Here is a 20,725-nt window from a genome sequence, read left to right as displayed (position 1 = left end):
TCGCAAAGGCGAGATTCTCAAAACAGCTCCATCTGCCCGTCTCGTTCGGGCGGGCGGAACAGGTCGCTGCGGAGCGGCGGGAAGCTCTTGTCCATGCCATGTTCGCGCGCGGCACGCTTGACGCGCTGGCGGATGAGCTGCGGCCAGACGCCTTGTCCCTTCATCCGCGTGAAGAAATCGGGGTCGTTGTCGCGCCCGCCGCGAATGTCCTGCACCATATGCATGACCTTGTCGGCGCGATCTGGATAGTGCGCCGCGAGCCAGGCGCGGAATAGCGGCGCGACCTCGAACGGCAGGCGCATCAGGATGTGGGAGGCGCGGATCGCTCCCGCCTCCGCCGCGGCCGCCATGATCGCCTCGATCTCGTGATCGGTGATCGCGGGGATAATCGGCGAGATATTGACCTGCGTCGGCACGCCGGCGTCGATCAACTTGCGGATCGCGGCCAGGCGTCGGCGCGGGTGGGGCGCGCGCGGCTCGAGCGTCCGCGCGACCCCGGGATCGAGCGTCGTCACCGAAATCGCGACGCCGACCAGATTGTCGCGCGCCATGGCGGCGAGCAGGTCGATGTCGCGAAGCACGCGGTCGGACTTGGTCGTGATCAGCAGCGGGTGCCGTGTTTCGGCAAGCACCTCGACGATCGACCGGGTAATTCCCCATTCGCGCTCGATCGGTTGATAGCCGTCGGTGTTGGTCCCGATCGCGAGCGGCGCGACCTTGTAATTGCGTTTGGCGAGTTCGGCGCGCAGCAGCTTCGCGGCGTCGGGCTTGGCGAACAGCCGGCTTTCGAAGTCGAGACCGGGCGACAGATCGTGAAAGGCGTGCGTCGGCCGCGCGAAGCAATAGATGCAGCCATGTTCGCAACCGCGATAGGGGTTGATCGAACGGTCGAAGCCAATGTCGGGCGAGTTGTTGCGCGAAATGATCGTCCGGGGGCGTTCGACGGTGACCGTCGTGCGCAGCGGCGGGGGCACGCCATCGACGTCCTCGGCCGCGTCGAGCCAGTCGCCATCGGCCTCGCGGGCGAGCGATCCGGTGCGGGTCGGGCGCAAATTGGTCGGCGCGCCGCGGCCCGAAATGGGAGGCAGAGGCTTGGTTGGTTCCACCGTTGCAGGATAGGGAAACGTATAGAACAAATAAAGAACAATTCCGCAATCGCCGAATGATCCGTATGGCTCCTCATTCCAGACGCGGTCGCGCGGACGAGGCATAAAGGTCAGATCTATTCGGTCAGCCGCGGCATCAGCTCGACGAAGTTGCAAGGCTTGTGGCGGCTGTCGAGCTGGGTCGACAAGATCCCCTCCCACGCGTCGGTGACGGCGCCGGTCGAGCCGGGAAGGGCAAAGATGTAAGTGCCGCGCGCGACGATGGCGCAGGCACGCGACTGGATCGTCGAAGTGCCGATCTTCTGAAAGCTGATCCAGCGAAACAGCTCGCCGAAGCCGGGGATATCCTTGCCGTCGAGCCGGTGCAGCGCCTCGGGCGTGACGTCGCGGCCGGTGACGCCGGTGCCGCCGGTCGTGAGGACGACATCGACCTCGGGATTGTCGATCCAGTTGTGGAGGCGCGAGACGATCTGGTCGCGGTCGTCGCGGACGATGGCGCGATCGGCAAGGATATGGCCCGCCGCCGTCAGCAGTTCTTCGAGTTTGTCGCCCGACTTGTCGTCGGCCGCGCTGCGGCTGTCCGACACGGTCAGGACGGCGATGCGGACCGGCCTGAACGGCAGGCTTTCGTCAATCGGCATTGGCGAGGCCAGCGGGACCGGCCCAGGTCAGCCGCACGCGGTCCTTGCTGTCGGGAAAGCGCGGCCATTTGCCCTGCGCGAGCGCGGCGCGGCTGACCGAGGGCTTGCCTTGCTGCGCTTCGTACATCCAGTAATTGCGGAGCACGATGCCGACATAGCCGCGCGTTTCCCAATAGGGGATCGATTCGATGTAGAGCAGGGGGTCGCCGCCATCGCGGATCTCGGTCTGCCAGCGTGCGATCGGCGCGGGGCCGGCGTTATACGCGGCGATGACTTTCGGAAGCTGGCCGCCGGTCGAGCTGTCCTTGCTGAGATATTGCAGATAGCGCTGGCCGAAGTCCATGTTCACGGCGGGAATCTTGAGGTCGCCGGGCGCGCGGCCGTCGCCGTTCCAGCGCGCAAGGTCCGATGCGGTCCCGGGACGCACCTGCATCAGCCCTGTCGCGCCCGCGGCGCTGACCGCCTTGCGCTGGAACCGCGATTCCTGAAGCGTGTGGGCGAATACCAGCGCCGGATCGACGCGCCAGCCGCCGTTGGGCTCCCACTTGGGTTGCGGATAGCGCGTCGCGGCCGAAAGCTTGCGGCCCTGCGGCGTGTTGTGCGCCAGGTAAAGTTGCGTTTCGGGCAAGCTGAGCGCCTGCGCCATCCCGATCAGTTGTTCGTGCTGGCGCGGGTCGCCGATGCGGGCCTGATGGCGCAGCAGTTCGTCCGAATATCCATCCTCGCCGATTTCGGCAAAGGCCATCGCGGCGCGGACGTTGGGCAAATCCTCGAGCGCCCGCCAGGCGCTGCGATCGGGGCGGACATTCTCGCGCTGACGGTCGGTTTCGACCCCCAGGGTCTCGGCGGCGAGCAGGCCGTAGAGCGTTTCCTCGTTCGCCGCGGCGGCGCGGAGACGCGGCTGAACCGATGCCGGTTCGCCCGAGGCGATCGCGGCGCGGGCGGCCCAATAATAGGCCGCGGCGCGCAACTCGCTATCGGGCGCTTCCTTGGCGACGCGGTCGAAGGCGACGAGCGAGGTGCGATAATCGTGGAGGCGCCACGCGGCGAGACCTTGCACCCATGCGGCCTGCGTCGCCCACGCACTGCGGCCCTGCGCCGAGGCGATCGCGAGGCGAAGCGCGTTCGCATCGTCATTTTCGATATAATAGGACCAGGCGATCTTCTGTTGCCATTCGTCGCGCGCCTCGGGCGTCAGCTTGTCGGCCGCGGCACTGTAAAGCGCCTCGGCGCCGGCGGGGTCGTCGTTCTTGATCCGGTCGGGAATCGAACGCGCCAGGCCCGACGCCGAAGGATCGCCGATGCTGTCCGCGCCGACGCGGCGCGGCGCGCTGCCTGCCCAGGCGAGCCGCGCCTGCGAAGGCAGCGTCGGAATGTCGGTCGCGCCGCGTTTCGCCGCAAGACGGCCGAGCTGGTCGGCCTGCGGCAATTGGGGCGAACGCGAAAGCACCGGCATGATGTCCGCGACCTCGGCGCGCGGGCTGTTCGCCGCGGTCAGCAGTTCGGCGCGCAAAAAGTCCGCGAGCGGACCATTGTCGTCGCCGATCAGCGCCTTCGCCTCGGCCCACCGCTGGCCGCGGATCGAGGCGAGAACCTGCGTGTACAGCTGCTTCTGCTTGGCCGTGAGCGTCTCGGGTACCGTTTGCGGGGATGCCCTGAAATCGAACGGGCTCGCATCAGCGGCAAGAGCGGGCACCGAGCCGGCCGCAAGCGCGACAATGGCACAGCAAAGGAGTTTCGCGGTCATATTCCTCATCTGTCAACGTCCCCGGTTGAACAGTTTCAGGCTGTCCCAGGCGGCCGCCTTCTGGGCGGGCCGGGCAAGCAGCATCGCGGGATGCGCGACTGCCACGACCTCCAATTTGCCGCCATCTTGGTTAATATCGAGTAACTTTCCGCGCGCGTCGGCGAGCTGGAGTTTCGCCGCCATCCGGACGATGTCGCTGCCGATGAGCAGAAGGCGGCCAGGCCTCGCGAGGCGCAGATGATGCCACAGCAGCCGGTCGAGTTCGGCGGCGTCGCGCTCGTCGATGCGGCCGCCCGGTGGCCGGGTAATCGCGAGGCTGGCGAGATAGCAGTCGCCGCGCGTCGCGCCGACCGCGCCGAGCATGGCATCGAGCAATTGGCCGGCGGGACCGGTGAAGAGCGCTCCGTCCCGCTGGTCGTCGATTTCGGGCCACGCCGTAAGGAGCATCAATGGCGCCCCGGCGTTGCCGACGGGCAGCACGCGGCGCGCGTCCCACTGGCTGCCAGGAACATCGGGGTTTGACGCGAGCCAGCTCTGGAACTCGTCCCACGCGCCGGGAAGCGCAACCGGACCCTTTGCTCCGGCCTCTGCGGGCGCCTCCTGACGCTGGAGCGCAGCGGGGAGGGGGGCGGGCTCGGGCGCCGCAATCGGTGCGATTCTGGACTTTGCCGCGGTGTCATTCGCGGCAGGCACGTCGAGCCAGCCCGCCGGCACTTCGCCGACGAGCGCGTCGACCCCGGCCAGCGACCACCAGTCATGATAGCTTTCGGCCAGCAAGGCTGAATTTCGCCCACCCATGAATTTGTTTCAAACAGACAGTTGACGGGCGCGTCAATTGGCGGGCATCGCGTTTCGTGACAGAATGAGCGCCGGACACGATGAATGATCGGCGCGGGGACGGCAGAAAGGTGATTGCGGTGAGCGAACGGGAATCGATGCCCTATGACGTCGTGATCGTCGGGGCGGGGCCTGCAGGGCTTTCGGCGGCGATCCGATTGAAGCAGCTGGCGAACGAGGCGGGCAGCGAGCTGTCGGTTTGCGTCCTCGAAAAAGGTTCCGAAGTTGGTGCGCATATCCTGTCGGGTGCGGTAATCGATCCGAAATCGCTCGACGAATTGCTCCCCGACTGGCGGACGCAGGGATGTCCGCTCGCCGAAGTTCCGGTGAACGACAACCAGCATTGGGTGCTCACGAAGAACAAGAAGTTCGGCGTTCCGCACTTCATCACCCCTGGATTCATGCACAACAAGGGGACCTATACGGGTAGCCTGGGCAATCTCTGCCGCTGGCTCGCCGAGCAGGCCGAGGGGCTGGGCGTCGAAATCTTCCCCGGCTTCGCGGCCGCCGAAATCCTCTATAACGAGGACGGCTCGGTAAAAGGCGTCGCGACCGGCGACATGGGGATCGCGCGCGACGGCAGCCACAAGCCCGACTATGCGCCCGGTCTCGAACTCCATGCGAAATATACTTTCTTTGCCGAGGGCGTGCGCGGGCACCTGACGAAGATGCTCAAGCCGCAATTCGCGCTCGACGCCGAGTGCGAGCCGCAGGTTTATGGTATCGGGATCAAGGAACTCTGGGACATCAGGCCCGAGAATCATGCGCAGGGCCGCGTCATCCACACGCAGGGCTGGCCGCTCGACGCGCATGCCAACGGTGGCGGTTTCCTTTATCACCAGGCAAACGGGCAGGTCGCGCTGGGTTTCGTGACCTGGCTCAACTATCGCAACCCGCACATCTCCCCCTTTCAGGAGATGCAGAAGTGGAAGACGCATCCCGAGATCGCAAAGATCCTGAAGGGCGGCAAACGCGTCTCCTATGGCGCGCGCGCCATCAGCGACGGCGGCTGGCAATCGGTGCCGAAGCTGGCATTTCCGGGCGGCGCATTGATCGGCGACACCGCGGGCTTCCTCAACGTCCCGCGCATCAAGGGCACGCACACCGCGATGAAGTCGGGCATGATGGCGGCCGAAGCGGCATTCGCCGCGGTAAGCGCGGGCCGCGGGTCCGACACGCTCGACGCCTATCAGGCGGCCTATGACGAAAGCTGGGTGAAGAAGGAACTGAGCGTTGTCCGCAACGTGCTGCCGCTGGTCGAGAAATTCGGCGACCTTGCAGGCACGATCCTGTCAGGCATGACGATGTGGCTCGAAACGCTGGGGATCCGCGTCCCCTTCACGATGAAGCATCATCCCGACAATACGACGCTTTACCGCGCCGATATGATGCCTAAGCCCGATTATCCGAAGCCCGACGGCGTGCTGACCTTCGACCGCCTCTCGTCCGTGTTCCTGTCGAACACCAATCATGAGGAGGACCAGCCGGTACACCTGCAGCTCAAGGATCCGTCGATCCCGGTCGAATATAATCTGCCGATGTATGACGAGCCGGCGCAGCGCTATTGTCCTGCAGGCGTTTACGAGATCGTCGGGCAGGACGAGGGCGATCCGAAGTTCGTGATCAACGCGCAGAATTGCGTCCATTGCAAGACGTGCGACATCAAGGATCCGACCCAGAATATCAACTGGGTCACTCCCGAAGGCGGCGGAGGCCCCAATTACCCGAACATGTAAGTCCGCTTGCTGGCTCCTGGCGGTCGGCTTTCTTGCGGCGGCCGTTCCGGCCGAAGCCGCGAGCGAAGGCGGCGCGGCGGTCAATGCGCTGGTACGGGCGCGGCTGGCCGAGGATGCGGGCGATCCCGCCGCGGCGCTGTCGGCCCTGACCAGCGCCGCCAGCGCGGCCCCCGATCTACCGGGGCTTCGCGGGCGGATTTTGGAACAGGCGATCCAGGCGGGCGACCTGGTCGCGGCGCGCGGCGCCGCTGCGCAGCTCTGGGCAAGCGGCGAGCGCCGCTTCGACGCGCAGCTTGTGCTCGTCGTCGACGCGATGAAACGGGCCGACTGGAAGCGCGCGCGCGCCTTTCTGGGGGGGCGGCCCGACAAGACCGGCGGCGATGCGATCGCCAATCTGGTGACGCCGGCGCTGAACAGCTGGATCGACGTCGGCGCGCGCGAGAAGGCACCCGAGCGGCACCTGATAGCGGCGCTGGCGCGCGGGCGGCTCGAACCGACGCTGGCGCTCGAAGCGGCGCTGGTCAGGGTCGCGGCGAAACAGCCCACCGAAGGGGCCAAGCTGGCGGCGGACACGGTGCTGAGCGATCGCACGAGCCAACTCGTCGCGCTGCGGCTGGCGGCGACGCTCGATGCTGCGGGGCAGGCCGACGCCGCGAAGGCGCTGCGCGGGCGGACCGCGATGGCGGCGGGCGGGCGCGAAGACCCGTTGCTGCTGCTGTCGGGCCAGCCGGTGACGACGGCGCGCGGCGGTGCGGCGCACTGGCTCGGGCTGCTTGCCGACGGACTGGCGCGGACCCCAAATGGCAGTCCGAAACTGCCGCTGTTGTTCGCGCGGTCCGCTTATTGGCTGGGCGATCAGGATTGGACGGTACGCTCGGCGCTCGTCGAGGCACTCGACCGCAACGGGCAGGAGCGCGATGCGATGGCGCTGCTGGCCGACAGCCGGACCGCGCAGCCCGCGGCGCTGCAGATGCGTCATGCCGAACTGCTGGCCGAGGCGGGCGATATGGCGAGCGCGGTAAAGCTCGCCGACGCTGCCGCGCGTACCGAGCCGGCGGCGCGCAGCCTGCTTATCCGCTTTGCCGACATCGCGCGCCGTGCGAACGATCCCGCTGCCGCGGAACGCGCCTATTTGGGTCTGGAAGCGACGCTGGGAGATGTCGCGGACGACGCACCGCTGCGTGGCTCTCTGCTGATCGCTCGCGCCGAGTTGAAGTTGCAGGCCGGGGATTGGGATGGCGCGGCGCCACTGATGGAAAAGGCGGTCAACCTGCGCCCCGGCGATGCAACGATCCTGAATTTCGCGGGCTATTCGGCGCTCGAGCGCCGCAAGAACGTAAAACAGTCGCTCGCGCGGATCGAGGCGGCGTGGAAAGCCGAACCGCAAAGCGCGAGCATCACCGACTCGCTCGGCTGGGCCTATTTCCTGACCGGCCGCATCGACGATGCGGTGCCTTTGCTCGAACTCGCGCAGCGCGGCGAACCGGGCAATGCCGTGATCGTCGAGCATCTGGGCGATGCCTATTGGCAGGCGGGGCGTCGGTTCCAGGCGCGCTATACGTGGCGCGCAGCCGCGCTGTTGGCCGAGGCCGACATGGCGGCGCGGATCGAGGCGAAGCTGCGCGACGGGCTGAGCGCCGCCACCACGGCGCCATGATGGCCGACATGCAGGAAAGCGGCTGGGCGAAGATCAACCTCGCGCTCCACGTGCGCGCGCGGCGGAGCGACGGCTATCACCTGATCGAAACGCTGTTCGCCTTTGTCGATCATGGCGACACGATCGCCGCGGCGCCGGCTTCCTCTGACAGTCTGTCGATCGACGGAGAGTTTGCCGAGGGGCTAGGCAATGGTCCCGACAATCTGGTGCTGCGCGTGCTGGCGCTGCTTCGCGAGCGCTATGGACGCGATCGCGTGCCGCCGCTGGCGTTGACGTTGACCAAAAGGCTCCCCGTCGCGGCGGGGATCGGCGGCGGGTCGGCGGATGCGGCGGCGATGGCGCGGCTCGTGCGGCGACATTTCCTGCCCGAACTGGGCGACGCGACGCTGGCGCGGCTGGTGAGCCCGCTCGGCGCCGATATTGCCGCCTGCATCGCCAGCACGACATGCCTTGGCGTCGGGGTCGGCGAGGAATTGAGCCCGGTCCCCGAGCTGGCCCTGACCGGCACCCCCGTGCTGCTCGTCAATCCGCGTCAGCCGGTATCGACGGGGCCGGTGTTCGCGGCATGGGACGGGGTCGATCGTGGTCCGCTGTTCACCGGCGCCGACATGCGCGCGCAGCTGTTCGCGGCGCGCAATGATTTGCAGCGCGCGGCGATCGCGCAATGCCCGGCGATTATCGATGTGCTGACCGAGCTTGGCGCGCTCAGGCCGTGGCTGGCGCGCATGTCGGGATCGGGCGCGACCTGTTTTGCGCTGTTCGACGCGCCTGCGGAGCGCGATGCCGCAGCGGTGCGGCTCGCGGAGAGCCATCCGCATTGGTGGCAGATGGCAGGGACGCTGCGATGAGCGAGGCGTGGCGTCAGCTCGGGACGCCGCGTGCCGGCGGTATCCTGTTGATCGGCGACCATGCGTCGGCGAATGTGCCGCCGGATATCGATCTCGGCATCGATCGCGCGTTGCTGCGCGAGCATATCGCGATCGATCTCGGCGTTGCCGAAGTGGCGGCGCTGCTCGTCGAGGCGAGCGTTGTCGATACGGCGATCCTCGGCGGCGTGTCGCGGCTGGTCGTCGACTGCAATCGTGACGAGGATGTACCCGGCGCCGTTCCGATTGCGAGCGATGGCCATGCCATTCCCGGCAATGCGCTCGACCATGCGGGGCGTGAGGCGCGGCTGGCGCGCTTCTTCCGGCCGTATCATGCGCATATCGCGGCGACGATCGCGGCGCATCGTCCGGCGATGATCCTGTCGCTGCACAGCTTTACGCCGGCGCTGGCGAGCGATCCGGCGCACGCGCGCCCGTGGCACGTCGGTGTTCTCTACAATCAGGACGACCGGCTAGCGGGTCCGGCGATCGCCGCCTTGACCGAGGAGGGGCTGACTGTCGGCGACCAGCTTCCCTATTCGGGCAAGCTGCTCAACGCGACGATGAACCGGCACGCCGAGGCAAACGATATTCCTTATGTGGGAATCGAGATGCGACAGGATCTGGTGCGCGATGCGGCGGGTCAGGCGCGGTTCGCCGAACGATTGGGACGCATGTGCAAGAAAGTGGCATTGTATGTCGCCAAATAGGCGTGTAATGGCGCCTTTCTCCACGAATATTTGAAATAAAATTATCAGAAAGTTCCAAGATGCCTTCTTATCGTTCGCGAACCACCACCCACGGCCGCAACATGGCGGGCGCACGCGGGCTTTGGCGCGCGACGGGGATGAAGGACAGCGACTTCGGCAAGCCGATCATCGCCGTGGTGAACAGCTTTACCCAGTTCGTGCCCGGCCATGTGCATCTCAAAGACCTCGGCCAGATGGTCGCGCGCGAGATCGAGGCCGCTGGGGGTGTCGCCAAGGAATTCAACACGATCGCGGTGGATGACGGCATCGCCATGGGGCATGACGGGATGCTCTATTCGCTGCCGAGCCGCGACCTGATCGCCGATAGCGTCGAATATATGGTCAACGCGCATTGCGCCGACGCGATGGTGTGCATCTCCAACTGCGACAAGATCACGCCAGGGATGCTGATGGCGGCCCTCAGGATCAACATCCCGGTGGTGTTCGTCTCGGGGGGACCGATGGAGGCGGGCAAGGTGGTGCTGAAGGGCAAGGAGGTCGCGCTGGACCTCGTCGACGCAATGGTCGCCGCCGCGGATGAAAAATACACCGACGAGGAAGTGCAGGCGATCGAGCGTTCGGCGTGCCCGACGTGTGGCAGCTGCTCGGGGATGTTCACCGCGAACTCGATGAACTGCCTGACCGAAGCATTGGGGCTTTCGCTGCCGGGCAATGGTTCGACGCTGGCAACACATGCCGACCGCAAGGAGCTGTTCCTGCGCGCGGGGCGGATCGTCGTCGAAATGTGCCGCCGCTATTATGAAGAGGATGACGAGGCCGTCCTGCCGCGCAGGATCGCGAGCTTCGAGGCGTTCGAGAATGCGATGAGCCTCGACATCGCGATGGGCGGTTCGACGAACACGGTGCTCCACCTGCTCGCCGCCGCGCACGAGGCAGGGGTCGATTTCACAATGAAAGATATCGACCGCCTGTCGCGCCGCGTACCGTGCCTGTCGAAGGTCGCGCCCGCGAAAAGCGACGTGCATATGGAGGATGTCCACCGCGCGGGCGGGATTATGGCGATTCTCGGCGAACTCGATCGCGCGGGGTTGCTCCACGCGCATTTGCCGACGGTGCACAGCGCGACGCTAGGCGATGCGCTGAGCAAATGGGATATCGCGCGGACGAACGATCCCGACGTGCAGAAATTCTTCCTCGCGGCGCCTGGCGGCGTGCCGACGCAGACCGCGTTCAGCCAGGACCGGCGCTGGGACTCGCTCGATCTGGATCGCGAGGGCGGCGTGATCCGTTCGGCGGATCATGCGTTCAGCAAGGATGGCGGGCTTGCGGTGCTGTCGGGCAATATCGCGCTCGACGGCTGCATCGTGAAGACCGCAGGCGTGGATGAGAGCATCCTGAAATTTTCGGGTCCGGCGAAAGTCTATGAGAGCCAGGACGCCGCGGTGGCCGGCATCCTGACCGGACAGGTCGAGGCCGGCGACGTCGTCGTCATCCGCTACGAAGGGCCGAAGGGCGGGCCGGGGATGCAGGAAATGCTGTATCCGACGAGCTACCTCAAATCGAAGGGGCTCGGTGCGGCCTGCGCGCTGATCACCGACGGGCGCTTCTCGGGCGGCACGTCGGGCCTGTCGATCGGCCATGTCTCGCCCGAGGCGGCCGAGGGCGGCGCGATCGGGCTGGTCGAGAATGGCGACATGATCGAGATCGACATTCCCGCGCGCACGATCAACCTGATGGTAGGCGACAGCGTGCTGGCCGAACGCCGCGCCGTGATGGATGCGAAAGGCGAGGCCGGCTGGCAGCCGGCGAAGCCGCGCCCGCGCAAGATTTCGGTCGCGCTGGAGGCTTATGCCGCGATGACGACAAGTGCGGCGCGCGGCGCGGTGCGCGATTTGTCGCAGCTTCGGCGCAAATGATCGGGCGACTCTTCGGTCCGGCCTGCGCATTGCTGCTGGCATCGGGCTGCAACGGTGCGCCCGACAATGGCGCGCTGGCCGAAGCCGAGGCGCACGGGTCGAATGAAGCCCTGAAGGATGGGCGCATCGAATGCGCGCTCGAAGGGGCGAAGGCATTCGACCGCACCTGTACCATCGACGAGATGAGCGGCGCCGACGCGACGATCCTGGTCATGGGCAAGCCCGACGTGGGATACCGCCGGCTGCAGATCGCGACCGACGGGCGCGGCGTGATAGCGGCCGACGGGTCGGAGCCCGCCAAGGTCACGATCATCGGCGACGGGGTCATCGAGGTCGCGGTCGGCGGCGACCGTTATCGCCTGCCTGCGAACACGAAGGGGCCGAAGTAACGCGACTTTTGGTTCGGGCGTGCTAGGGTCGGGGCCTATGTCCGTTCCCGCCGACGCCCCGATCCTGACCAGCAGAGCGATGCGTGACGCCGAAGCGGCGTGTGCCGCGTCGGGCACCTCGCTTTCCGAGCTGATGGACCGTGCGGGTGCTGCGGTGGCCGATACCGCGTGGCGGATGGCGGCGGGGGCGCCGGTGCTGATCCTGTGCGGCCCCGGCAACAATGGCGGCGACGGCTATGTCGCGGCGCGATTGCTCAGTGAGCGCGGGGCGAATGTGCGCGTCGCCGCACTGGCGCCGCCGACCACCGATCTCGCGAAGGCGGCGCGGGCAAAGTGGGCGGGGGCGGTCGAGCCGATCGACGAGAATCTTGCCGCAGTGCCCGTGGTGGTCGATGCCCTGTTCGGCGTCGGGTTGACGCGGCCGCTGGCGGCCGACCTGACCGGGCAGCTTCAGGCGCTGGCTTTTCGCCGCGTGATCGCGGTCGATGTGCCGAGCGGGGTCGATGCCGATGGCAAGCATGATTGGGTGCCGCCGCTTCCCGCGCATGTGACGGTAGCGCTGGGTGCGCTGAAGCCCGCGCACGTCCTGTTGCCCGCTGCGCAGCATTGTGGACGCGTCGTGCTCGCCGGGATCGGGATCGCGTGCGACGCGACGATCCGCAGCCTGCCGCGCCCGCGCGGGTCGGCACCCGGCGTTACGTCGCATAAGTTCAATCGCGGGATGATGCTCGTTCGCGCGGGGTCGATGCCGGGCGCCGCTGCGCTCGCTGCCGCTGCAGGCCTGCGCGCCGGGGCGGGTTATGCGGTGTTGAGCGGAGCGGATACAGCGCCGCTGTCCGCGATCATCGTCGAGGATGGCGCCGATTATCGAGAGCGGCTGGCCGACAAACGCGTCGGGGCCGTGGTCATCGGTCCGGGCTATCCGGCGGGCGTGGCGCTCGATCGCGATGTCGCGTCCGCGATCGACAGCGGCAGGCCGCTGGTACTCGACGCGGCGGCGATCGATGCCGCGCTGCCGCGCCTGCGCGGGGGTGGGGTGACGGCTATTCTGACGCCGCATGAGGGCGAGTTTGTGCGCGCGTTTCCGGGCGCAGAGGGGAGCAAGATCGAGCGAGCGTTGGTCGCCGCCAGGGAAACGGAATCGGTCGTCATCTACAAGGGCGCCGATACCGTCATCGCCGCGCCCGACGGCCGCGTTGTCGCGGCATGGCCGGGCAGTCCGTGGCTAGCGACAGCGGGCACCGGGGACGTGCTGGCGGGCGCCTGCGGGGCGATGCTGGCGCGCGGCGGCGACCCCTTCGACGCGGCCATCGCGGCGGTGGGCTGGCATATTGCGCGCGCGGCGCATATAGGCCCCGGCCTTGTCGCCGACGATCTGGTTAGGGAATAGAATGACAGACAGTAGGCTGATCGAGCGCATTGCCGCGCGCGGCGATGGCGTGACTGCCGACGGGCGCCATATGGCGGGCGGCGTGCCGGGCGACCGGCTTGCTGCCGACGGGACGCTGGTGCCCGGTCCGAACCGCGCCGAACCGGTGTGCCGCCATTTCGGAAAGTGCGGCGGCTGCCAGTTGCAGCATGTCGCCGAGGGGGCGCTCGCCGATTTCGTGCGTGACCGCGTCGTCGGCGCTCTGGAAGGGCAGCAGGTCGAGGCGGGCGACATACTGCCGGCGTTGATCTCGCCGCCTGCGAGTCGGCGGCGCGCGGCGCTGACCGCACTCAAGATCGGCAAGCAGGTCGCGCTCGGTTTCAACGCCGCGCAGAGCAACCAGATCGTCGACATGCGCATGTGCCCGCTGCTGCTGCCCGAGTTGTTCGCGCTCGTCGCGCCGGTCCGCACCCTTCTCGACGCGATCGCGCCCCAGCGCCGCCCGGTGAAGGTCAAGTTGCAGATGCTCGACCAAGGCGCTGAAATCATCATCGAGGGCGTAAAGGCCGACGGGCTGGACGCGGCGATGGCGCTGCAGGATTTCGCCGGAGAGCATCGGCTGGCGCGGCTGGCGATCGATCAGGGCGACGGGCTGGAGACGGTCTGGCAACCCGAGCCGCCGACGGTGCGCTTTGGCGACATACCGGTCGAAGTGCCACCCTTCGCCTTCCTGCAGGCGACCGCGACGGGGCAGGCCGCGCTGGTCGACGCAGTGCGGCGCGCGATCGGCGATGCGGCGGCGGTGGCCGACCTGTTCGCTGGGGTCGGAACCTTCGCACTGTCGGTGCAGGCGGGGCGGAAAGTCTATGCCGCCGAGGGCGCGCGCGATGCGATCGCGGCGCTGACCGGCGCTGCGAACCGCGCGCGGGCGCTGGTCGCGACCGAGCATCGCGACCTGTTCCGCCGCCCGCTCGTTCCCGCCGAGCTCAATCGGTTCGGCGCGGTGATCCTCGATCCGCCACGCGCGGGCGCCGAGGAACAGGTGAAACAGATTGCGGCCTCAACTGTGCCGGCCATTGCTTATGTCAGTTGCAACCCCGCCAGCTTCGCGCGCGATGCCAGGTTGCTCGTCGCAGGCGGCTATCGCCTCGACTGGGCGCAGCCCGTCGGCCAGTTCCGTTGGTCGACCCATGTGGAACTGGCCGCGCGATTCAGACGCTAGTGGGCGAGCATTCCCGAGTGGAGCACGAAGCCCATGAACGCATGGACGCATAGCGCGATCAGCGCGAGGCTCGCGAGCGCGAACACGCCGAAGCGCCACATGACGCGGTTGACCGTCGCCTGGATCAGGCTGTGCAGGATGCGCAGGCCCACATAGGCCCAGGCAAGCTGCGCGTTGAGCCCGCCGCCCATGCCGCCGACCGCCAATGCCAGCGCAACGGCATAGAAGACCGTCGGCTGTTCCATCAGATGGTTATAATTGTGGGCCTTCCACTGCACTTCGGCGGGCAGCACTTCGTCGAGGCCGCGGCCGGTGGTGCCGACAAGATTCTTGGCATCGATCTTGGCACGCTGCATAGCGGGGATGCGCGTCGCATACATCCAGATCCACATGACCATCGACCAGAGCGCGAGCGTCGCGACCGGCCCTAAAATTGCATTCGTTCCCATTATCGTCTCCCCCTCAACCCAAAGTCGCGATCACCGCGAGCAACGACAGCGCCAGCAGGCATAGCGTTGCCACTGAAAAGATGGCGAAGCGCACCGGAATACGGTTCACCGTCGACTGCCACAGGCTGTGGACGATGCGCAGTATGACATAGGCCCAGGCGAGGCCGCGCGTCAGCTCGGTGTTGCCGCCCGACAGCTGCAGAAAGACGAGGACCGCGTAAAAGATCGTCGGCTGTTCGCAAAGATGTGTGTAATTGTGCGATTTCCAGTTGGTTTCCGGCGGCAGCACGCCCTCCAGATCGACGCCGCGGCCGCCCGGCGGTGCCGCCTTGATGTCGATGCCGATCTTGGAAAAGGCCTGAAAGCGCGTCACGCCGGCCCAGGTCAGCATGACGATCGTCCACAGCGCGAGCACCGCACCGGGTGCGAGCAAACTATCCGACATATGGCTCCCCCTTATGATTTGCCGCCATGCTAAGGCGCCCGGCCGACAATGCAACGGCCGAAGTTTACCGGCGGTCGGCGATCTCCGCCCGGATCGCGTCGCCGTCGCCGCCGACCGTGGGCGCAAAGGCGAGGTCGCGGGGCGGGGCGGCGCTATATCTGACCGGCGGCTGCATTTCCCAGAAACCGCCGACCTGCGGATGCTCGCGGCGGCGGAAGAAGCGGGTGGCAACCAGATGCGGGTCCTCCTTGATATCTTGCAGATCGCGGACCGACATGGCGGGAATGTCGTTTGCGGCGAAGAGATCGAGCCATTCGGCGGTGGTGTTCGTTGGCGTCTTCCGCGCGATCTCGCGATAGACCAGCTGCATATGCTTGCCCTTGGCCTTCGCTGCCTCGAATTCGGCAGAACCGAGCAAAGTTTCGCTGCCGAGCAGACGCATCAGCCGCGCCGTGGATTCGGGCGTGTAGGGAACGACCGCGATATAGCCGTCGGCGGTCGGGAAGGGCTGGCGCGTCGGATCGAGCTGACGCGGATAGCCCGCGGGGCCTATTGGCGGGTCGAGCGTGGCGTCGCGCAGATGTTCGGTGAGCATGAAGGCCGCGAAGCATTCGAACATCGGCACTTCGACGCTTTGCCCCTCGCCGGTACGCAGTTTGTGCACGAGCGCGGCGAGGATCGCCTGCGCGCCGAACTGGCCGGCAATCTTGTCTGCGATCAGCGAGGGCAGGTAGCGCGGGCGCGGATCGCCGTCGACGCGGGGCAGCAGACTGGTGGTACCCGTCGCCGCCTGGATGACGTCGTCATAAGCCTGAAGATCGGCGTAGGGGCCATCCTGTCCGAAGCCGGTGCCGTGGACATAGATGATGTCAGGCTTGATCGCCTTGCAGCCTTCGTAATCGAAGCCGAGCCGCGCGATCGCCTTGCCGCGCACATTGTGGAAGAAGACGTCGGCGGTCGCGATCAGGTCGCGGAGTACCGTGGCATCGTCGGGGTTTTTGAGATCGAGCGCGATCGAACGTTTGCCGCGGTTCACGGTGAGGTGCGTCGAGCCCATCGTCGGATCGGGAACACCCGAGCCGAGATAGCGCGAGATGTCGCCGATGCCGGGGGCTTCGACCTTGATGATCTCGGCGCCGAGATCGGCGAGCATCTGCGTCGCATAGGGGCCGAAAATGACCGTGGTCAGGTCGACGATGCGGATACCGGCGAGCATGGTCATGCGGTGGGTGTACCTCTCCTTTTTGCGCCACGATAGAATCGTTGCGGAAGAAAACGGAAAAGGCAATTGCGCGCGAAGAAAAAGGCCGGCGCATCGCTGCACCGGCCTCTGGCTCGATTATTCTACTTCGTTCAGAAAAGCTTCGTCACCGTCGCACTGCGGCGTTCGGGTTCGGCTTCGCCGGTGTAGAGGCTCGCCATCGGCTCGTCGCTGACGACGTGGATTTCCTCCGCGCCGAAGCCGTTGAACCTGGTGCGCATCGCGCAGCCATAGGCGCCGAGCATGCCGATCTCGATGAAATCGCCAGCCTTGACATCCGCCGGCAGGAAGAAGGGCCCCGCCATATGGTCGAGGTCGTCGCACGTCGGACCGTAGAAGCTGAACGCGGCCATTTCCGCATTGCTCTCGGGCTCGCGCAGCAACGTAACCGGGAAGCGCCAGCCGACATGCGCGGCGTCGAACAGCGCCCCGTAAGCACCGTCGTTGATGTAGAGCTCGTCACCGCGCCGCTTTTCGACGCGGACGATCAACGAGCTATACTCGGCCGACAGCGCACGGCCCGGCTCGCACCAGAGTTCGGCCGAATAGCTGATCGGCAGGCTTTCGAAGCTGCGATGGATCGTCTCGAAATAGGCGCCGAGCGGCGGCGGTTCCATGCCCGGATAGGTCGAGGGGAAGCCGCCGCCGACATCGACGATGTCGACGGTGACTGCAGCCGCCACGATCGCGGCGCGGACGCGCTCCATCGCCTGGGCGTAGGCGTGCGGCGTCATCGCCTGACTGCCCACATGGAAGCAGATGCCGAGGGCGTCGGCCGCCTGACGGGTCGCCATCAGCAGTTCGGCAACATCCTCGGGCTCGGCGCCGAACTTTGCGGCGAGGCTGAGCTTCGAATGGTCGGACGAGACGCGCAGGCGCACGAGCAGGTTCAGATCCTGCGCGCCCTCGGTCGCACGGACGATCTTTTCGAGCTCGTCCATCGTGTCGAGCGAGAAGGTGCGCACGCCATGCTTCCAATAGGCTTCGGAAATCGCTTCCTCGGCCTTCACCGGATGCATGAAACAGAGTGTTGCCTTCGGCAGCGTGCGCGCGACGAGGCGGACCTCGGCGATCGACGCGACGTCATAATGCGTGACGCCCGAATCCCACAGCACGCGCAAGAGGTCGGGCGAGGGATTCGCCTTGACCGCGTACATGGTCGTGCCGGGAAATCGCTCGATGAAGAAACGCGCTGCGCGCGCCGCGGCATGCGGGCGGACAAGCGTTACAGGTTCGACCGGCGAAAGTGCCTGAATCAGCCCGTGGGCGCTATGATGCTGGTGCAACTCAAGGGACCCCCAAAAATAACGTTAAACATCCAAGGCTGCCTTGCGGTTATTGGAAGTCCCCCTGGGGCAGCGGAGCGCGATATATGCAGGGGGGTCCCCCCTGTAAAGACCCTATCGCGCAATTTTGTAACGCCACGGTAACACTCGCGCTGAAACGGGGCAGGGCTGCGCCGAAGGGCTGAAAACAAGACAAAAGCGTGTGCGTGCGCTAGACCTGTTTGCCAATGATAGCCGAAAGGACCGACCCGCATGACCTCCCGCGCCGACGTCAATCACAATTTCACCGACGCGGAGCTCGACGAACTCAAGGCGTTCGGGACGGTTGAGTCGCACACGGCGGGCGACGTGCTGGTCGAGGAGGGCGCGATGGCGCCCGATTGCATCATCACCCTGTCGGGTCACACGGATATCTTTGCCTCTACCGACGAGGGGCGCAAGCGCGTCGGGTGGATGGAGCACGGGCAGTTCGCGGGCGACCTGTCGGTCTTGACCGGACAGCGCCATTTGTCGCGTGTCGAGATGGGGGCGGATGGCGAGATCATCCGCATCGCGCACGCCGATTTCCAGCGGCTGATCGCCGGCAATTCGCATTATTCGGACATTTTTGTCCGCGTGCTTTCGGCGCGGCGCGAGTTCAGCAAGCATCGCGGCTTTGCGGTCACCATCATCATCGGCGCGGCGATGGATCGCAGTGTCTATGCAATGCGCGACCTGCTGATGAAGCATGGCGTCGCGCATCGCTGGTTCGACCCCGCCGACGGTCCCGTCGCCGGGCATCTGCTCGCCGAGCGCGGGCTGACCGAGGATCAACTGCCGGTGGCGATTCTGGGCGCCGCCGAAGTGCTGATCCAGCCGACGCCCGAACAGTTGGCGCAGGCACTGGGGCTCGACCTGCTCCCCGACGGGTCGACCGCGGACGTGCTTGTCGTCGGCAGCGGGCCAGGCGGGCTCGCCGCGGCGGTCTATGCCGCATCCGAAGGGCTGACCGTGATCGCCATCGACGCGCTTGCGCCGGGCGGACAGGCGGGGACGTCCTCGAAGATCGAAAATTATCTCGGTTTTCCGACCGGCATTTCGGGCAACGAGCTCGCACGCCGCGCGACGGTGCAGGCGCAGAAGTTCGGCGCGCGGCTGGTGTCGCCGGTGCGTGCGGCATCGATCGGGCGCGACGGCGATGCCTATTGCCTGCATCTCGCCGACGGGCGCAAGCTGCGTAGCCGCGCGGTCGTGGTGTCGAGCGGGGCGCAATATCAGCGCCTGCCGATCGAGGGGATCGAGAATTATGAGGGTCGCGGCATCTATTATGGCGCGACGCCGATGGAGGCGCAGCTGTGCAGCAACGCCGAAGTGACGGTCGTCGGGTCGGGCAATTCGGCGGGGCAGGGGGCGATCTATCTCGCGGGCGTCGCGAAGAAGGTCTATGTCATCTTCCGGCGTAAGAGCCTGCGCGAGACGATGTCCGAATATCTGGTCAAGCGACTAGAGGAACATCCGAATATCGAGATCATCGGATCGACCGATGTCGTGGCACTGCGCGGCGAGGGGCAGCTCGACGGGCTGACCTATCGCTGCCGTGAGACCGGCGCGGAGGATCTTTGCGACTGCAAATTCCTGTTCCTCTTCCTCGGCGCGAACCCGAACACAGGGTGGTTGCCGAAGGAAATGGTCTGCGACGAAAAGGGCTTCGTGAAGACCGGCACGGATATCGCTCCGCTCGAACTCGTACGCGCAGGCTGGTCGCTCGACCGGATGCCGAGCCGCTTCGAGACGAGTTGGCCGCGCATTTATGCGGTAGGCGACGTGCGCAAGGGATCGGTGAAGCGCGTTGCTTCGTCGGTCGGCGAAGGATCGGTCGTGGTGAGCGATATCCACCAGGCGCTTGCGGAGGTGATTGCCGACGTCAGCTCAGGCGCGTCTTGAAATCCTCGTAGCCGAACTCGCGGACCAGCTTGAGGTCGTCACTCTCGCTGTCCCACAGCCAGATCGATGGCAGCGGCACGCCATTGAAGGTGTTGGTCTTCACCATCGAATAATGCGCCTGATCGAGGAAGGCGAAGCGCTGGCCGATATGCGCGTCGCCGGGCAGACGATAGTCGCCGATGACGTCGCCGGCGAGGCAGGACGGGCCGCCAAGGCGCGTCGGCATTCCATCCGGTCTCTCCCCCAGCATCGCGGGGCGATAGGGGGCTTCGATCACGTCGGGCATGTGGCAGGTCGCGCTGATGTCGGTAATGCCGACCGGCATACCGTTATCGAACAGGTCGAGCACTTCGCCGACGAGGATGCCCGCGTCGAGTGCGACCGCTTCGCCGGGTTCGATCATCACGTCGCAATTCGTCGCGGCGCGAACCTGCTTCAGGAATGCAATCAGCTCGTCCGTCTGGTAGTCGGCGCGGGTAACATGGTGGCCGCCGCCGAAATTGATCCATTTGAGCTGGCCGAAGAAGGGGCGCAGCATTGGCTGCACCGCCGCCCAAGTGCGCTGAAGCGGCGGGAAATCCTGTTCGCAGAGGCTGTGCATATGGATGCCGTCGACGCCCGCCATATGCTCCGGGAGCAATTGGGTGACCGGGAAGCCGAGGCGGCTGCACGGCGCGGCCGGGTCGTATTTCGCGACCTCTCCCTCGCTGTGCATCGGGTTGATGCGCAGGCCGATGTCGAAGCGCTCGCCTTTCGCGCGCAGCTCGTCGAGCAGCGGACGAAAGCGCGCGATCTGGCCGGGCGAATTGAAGATCAGATGATCCGACAGGCGGGCGATTTCGGGGAGGTCGGCTTCCTTGTAGCCGGCGCAATAGGTCGCGACCTCCCCGCCATATGCTTCACGTCCCAGCTTGGCCTCGTAGAGCCCTGACGCACAGACGCCGTCGAGATAGTCGGTGACGGTCGATCCCAGCGACCACATCGAAAAGGCCTTGAGCGCCGCGAGTACGCGCGCGCCCGACTGGTCGCCGATATGACGCAGCACGGTAAGGTTCGCGCGCACTTTCGCAGCATCGACCACAAAAGCGGGCGAGGGGACGCGGGTCAGGTCGAAATGGGCAAAGGCCCCGGGATCGCCGGCTCTGGTTTCCATGGCGCGCCTCTA

18 protein-coding genes are annotated in these 20,725 nt (G+C 66.3%); 9 read left to right on the top strand and 9 right to left on the bottom strand.

Annotated elements, in window-relative coordinates; translation table 11 throughout:
* Positions 1-17 precede the first annotated feature (17 nt).
* The 4 genes from ATE64_RS06005 to ATE64_RS05990 form a co-directional block, all read right to left on the bottom strand.
* A complete protein-coding gene (locus ATE64_RS06005) occupies positions 18-1,079 on the bottom strand; it encodes a PA0069 family radical SAM protein (protein ID WP_058456484.1) in 1,062 nt (353 codons plus the stop codon).
* Between the two features lie 143 nt (positions 1,080-1,222).
* On the bottom strand, positions 1,223-1,747 hold the full coding sequence (gene moaB / locus ATE64_RS06000; protein ID WP_058456408.1) for a molybdenum cofactor biosynthesis protein B: 525 nt from the start codon (positions 1,745-1,747) through the stop codon (positions 1,223-1,225).
* Entirely contained in the window at positions 1,737-3,494 is a 1,758-nt protein-coding gene (locus tag ATE64_RS05995; protein ID WP_231729096.1) for a lytic transglycosylase domain-containing protein, read from the bottom strand. The genes moaB and ATE64_RS05995 overlap by 11 nt, the downstream gene beginning before the upstream one ends.
* Before the next feature lie 12 nt (positions 3,495-3,506).
* Positions 3,507-4,292: a uracil-DNA glycosylase family protein gene (locus ATE64_RS05990; protein WP_058456410.1), complete on the bottom strand. Its 786-nt coding sequence runs from the start codon at positions 4,290-4,292 to the stop codon at positions 3,507-3,509.
* Positions 4,293-4,411: 119 nt separating this feature from the next.
* Here ATE64_RS05990 and ATE64_RS05985 point away from each other — a divergent pair, with 119 nt between their 5' ends.
* From ATE64_RS05985 to ATE64_RS05950, 8 genes are all read left to right on the top strand, one after another.
* Positions 4,412-6,067 carry an electron transfer flavoprotein-ubiquinone oxidoreductase gene (locus tag ATE64_RS05985; RefSeq protein ID WP_058456485.1) on the top strand — a complete coding sequence of 552 codons (1,656 nt, stop codon included), beginning with the start codon at positions 4,412-4,414 and terminating at the stop codon, positions 6,065-6,067.
* A 199-nt stretch (positions 6,068-6,266) separates the two neighbouring features.
* Complete coding sequence (locus ATE64_RS05980; RefSeq protein WP_231729095.1) at positions 6,267-7,724, top strand: hypothetical protein; 1,458 nt, start codon at positions 6,267-6,269, stop codon at positions 7,722-7,724.
* The gene (locus ATE64_RS05975) at positions 7,721-8,572 is read left to right on the top strand and encodes a 4-(cytidine 5'-diphospho)-2-C-methyl-D-erythritol kinase (RefSeq protein WP_058456412.1); all 852 of its coding nucleotides are present in this window, start codon (positions 7,721-7,723) and stop codon (positions 8,570-8,572) included. The genes ATE64_RS05980 and ATE64_RS05975 overlap by 4 nt, the downstream gene beginning before the upstream one ends.
* A complete protein-coding gene (locus ATE64_RS05970; protein WP_058456413.1) occupies positions 8,569-9,300 on the top strand; it encodes an N-formylglutamate amidohydrolase in 732 nt (243 codons plus the stop codon). The genes ATE64_RS05975 and ATE64_RS05970 overlap by 4 nt, the downstream gene beginning before the upstream one ends.
* Positions 9,301-9,359: 59 nt before the next feature.
* A complete protein-coding gene (gene ilvD, locus ATE64_RS05965; RefSeq protein ID WP_058456414.1) occupies positions 9,360-11,216 on the top strand; it encodes a dihydroxy-acid dehydratase in 1,857 nt (618 codons plus the stop codon).
* Positions 11,213-11,605 (top strand): hypothetical protein, encoded by a 393-nt coding sequence (locus ATE64_RS05960; protein ID WP_058456415.1) that lies wholly within the window; start codon positions 11,213-11,215, stop codon positions 11,603-11,605. The genes ilvD and ATE64_RS05960 overlap by 4 nt, the downstream gene beginning before the upstream one ends.
* Positions 11,606-11,642: 37 nt before the next feature.
* The gene (locus tag ATE64_RS05955) at positions 11,643-12,995 is read left to right on the top strand and encodes an NAD(P)H-hydrate epimerase (protein WP_058456416.1); all 1,353 of its coding nucleotides are present in this window, start codon (positions 11,643-11,645) and stop codon (positions 12,993-12,995) included.
* Between the two features lies 1 nt (position 12,996).
* Entirely contained in the window at positions 12,997-14,196 is a 1,200-nt protein-coding gene (locus ATE64_RS05950) for a class I SAM-dependent RNA methyltransferase (RefSeq protein ID WP_058456417.1), read from the top strand.
* Here the strand turns inward: ATE64_RS05950 and ATE64_RS05945 are convergent.
* The 4 genes from ATE64_RS05945 to ATE64_RS05930 form a co-directional block, all read right to left on the bottom strand.
* Positions 14,193-14,645 carry an MAPEG family protein gene (locus tag ATE64_RS05945; RefSeq protein WP_058456418.1) on the bottom strand — a complete coding sequence of 151 codons (453 nt, stop codon included), beginning with the start codon at positions 14,643-14,645 and terminating at the stop codon, positions 14,193-14,195. The two genes, ATE64_RS05950 and ATE64_RS05945, sit on opposite strands and share 4 nt — an antisense overlap.
* Before the next feature lie 13 nt (positions 14,646-14,658).
* Positions 14,659-15,090, bottom strand: a complete 432-nt coding sequence (locus tag ATE64_RS05940; protein ID WP_058456419.1) for an MAPEG family protein — start codon at positions 15,088-15,090, stop codon at positions 14,659-14,661.
* Between the two features lie 64 nt (positions 15,091-15,154).
* Entirely contained in the window at positions 15,155-16,312 is a 1,158-nt protein-coding gene (locus ATE64_RS05935) for a CoA transferase (protein WP_058456420.1), read from the bottom strand.
* 131 nt (positions 16,313-16,443) lie between these two features.
* A complete protein-coding gene (locus tag ATE64_RS05930) occupies positions 16,444-17,637 on the bottom strand; it encodes a type III PLP-dependent enzyme (protein WP_058456421.1) in 1,194 nt (397 codons plus the stop codon).
* A 252-nt stretch (positions 17,638-17,889) separates the two neighbouring features.
* On the opposite strand from ATE64_RS05930, the gene ATE64_RS05925 reads away from it, so the two are divergent.
* Positions 17,890-19,560 (top strand): FAD-dependent oxidoreductase, encoded by a 1,671-nt coding sequence (locus tag ATE64_RS05925; protein ID WP_058456422.1) that lies wholly within the window; start codon positions 17,890-17,892, stop codon positions 19,558-19,560.
* Here ATE64_RS05925 and ATE64_RS05920 read toward each other — a convergent pair.
* The gene (locus ATE64_RS05920; protein ID WP_058456423.1) at positions 19,541-20,713 is read right to left on the bottom strand and encodes a carboxynorspermidine decarboxylase; all 1,173 of its coding nucleotides are present in this window, start codon (positions 20,711-20,713) and stop codon (positions 19,541-19,543) included. The genes ATE64_RS05925 and ATE64_RS05920 overlap by 20 nt on opposite strands.
* Positions 20,714-20,725 lie beyond the last annotated feature (12 nt).

Origin of the sequence: Sphingopyxis sp. H073 (assembly GCF_001468395.1) — a bacterium.
Lineage (GTDB): Bacteria > Pseudomonadota > Alphaproteobacteria > Sphingomonadales > Sphingomonadaceae > Sphingopyxis.
This window is presented reverse-complemented; position numbering and strand designations above follow the sequence as displayed.

Excerpts from the sequence above, each read along its gene's own strand:
- moaB (WP_058456408.1), bottom strand. The coding sequence starts at position 1,747 with ATGCCGATTGACGAAAGCCTGCCGTTCAGGCCGGTCCGCATCGCCGTC.
- ATE64_RS05995 (WP_231729096.1), bottom strand. The coding sequence starts at position 3,494 with ATGACCGCGAAACTCCTTTGCTGTGCCATTGTCGCGCTTGCGGCCGGC.
- ATE64_RS05990 (WP_058456410.1), bottom strand. The coding sequence starts at position 4,292 with ATGGGTGGGCGAAATTCAGCCTTGCTGGCCGAAAGCTATCATGACTGG.
- ATE64_RS05975 (WP_058456412.1), top strand. The coding sequence starts at position 7,721 with ATGATGGCCGACATGCAGGAAAGCGGCTGGGCGAAGATCAACCTCGCG.
- ATE64_RS05970 (WP_058456413.1), top strand. The coding sequence starts at position 8,569 with ATGAGCGAGGCGTGGCGTCAGCTCGGGACGCCGCGTGCCGGCGGTATC.
- ilvD (WP_058456414.1), top strand. The coding sequence starts at position 9,360 with ATGCCTTCTTATCGTTCGCGAACCACCACCCACGGCCGCAACATGGCG.
- ATE64_RS05960 (WP_058456415.1), top strand. The coding sequence starts at position 11,213 with ATGATCGGGCGACTCTTCGGTCCGGCCTGCGCATTGCTGCTGGCATCG.
- ATE64_RS05955 (WP_058456416.1), top strand. The coding sequence starts at position 11,643 with ATGTCCGTTCCCGCCGACGCCCCGATCCTGACCAGCAGAGCGATGCGT.
- ATE64_RS05950 (WP_058456417.1), top strand. The coding sequence starts at position 12,997 with ATGACAGACAGTAGGCTGATCGAGCGCATTGCCGCGCGCGGCGATGGC.
- ATE64_RS05945 (WP_058456418.1), bottom strand. The coding sequence starts at position 14,645 with ATGGGAACGAATGCAATTTTAGGGCCGGTCGCGACGCTCGCGCTCTGG.
- ATE64_RS05940 (WP_058456419.1), bottom strand. The coding sequence starts at position 15,090 with ATGTCGGATAGTTTGCTCGCACCCGGTGCGGTGCTCGCGCTGTGGACG.
- ATE64_RS05935 (WP_058456420.1), bottom strand. The coding sequence starts at position 16,312 with ATGACCATGCTCGCCGGTATCCGCATCGTCGACCTGACCACGGTCATT.
- ATE64_RS05925 (WP_058456422.1), top strand. The coding sequence starts at position 17,890 with ATGACCTCCCGCGCCGACGTCAATCACAATTTCACCGACGCGGAGCTC.
- ATE64_RS05920 (WP_058456423.1), bottom strand. The coding sequence starts at position 20,713 with ATGGAAACCAGAGCCGGCGATCCCGGGGCCTTTGCCCATTTCGACCTG.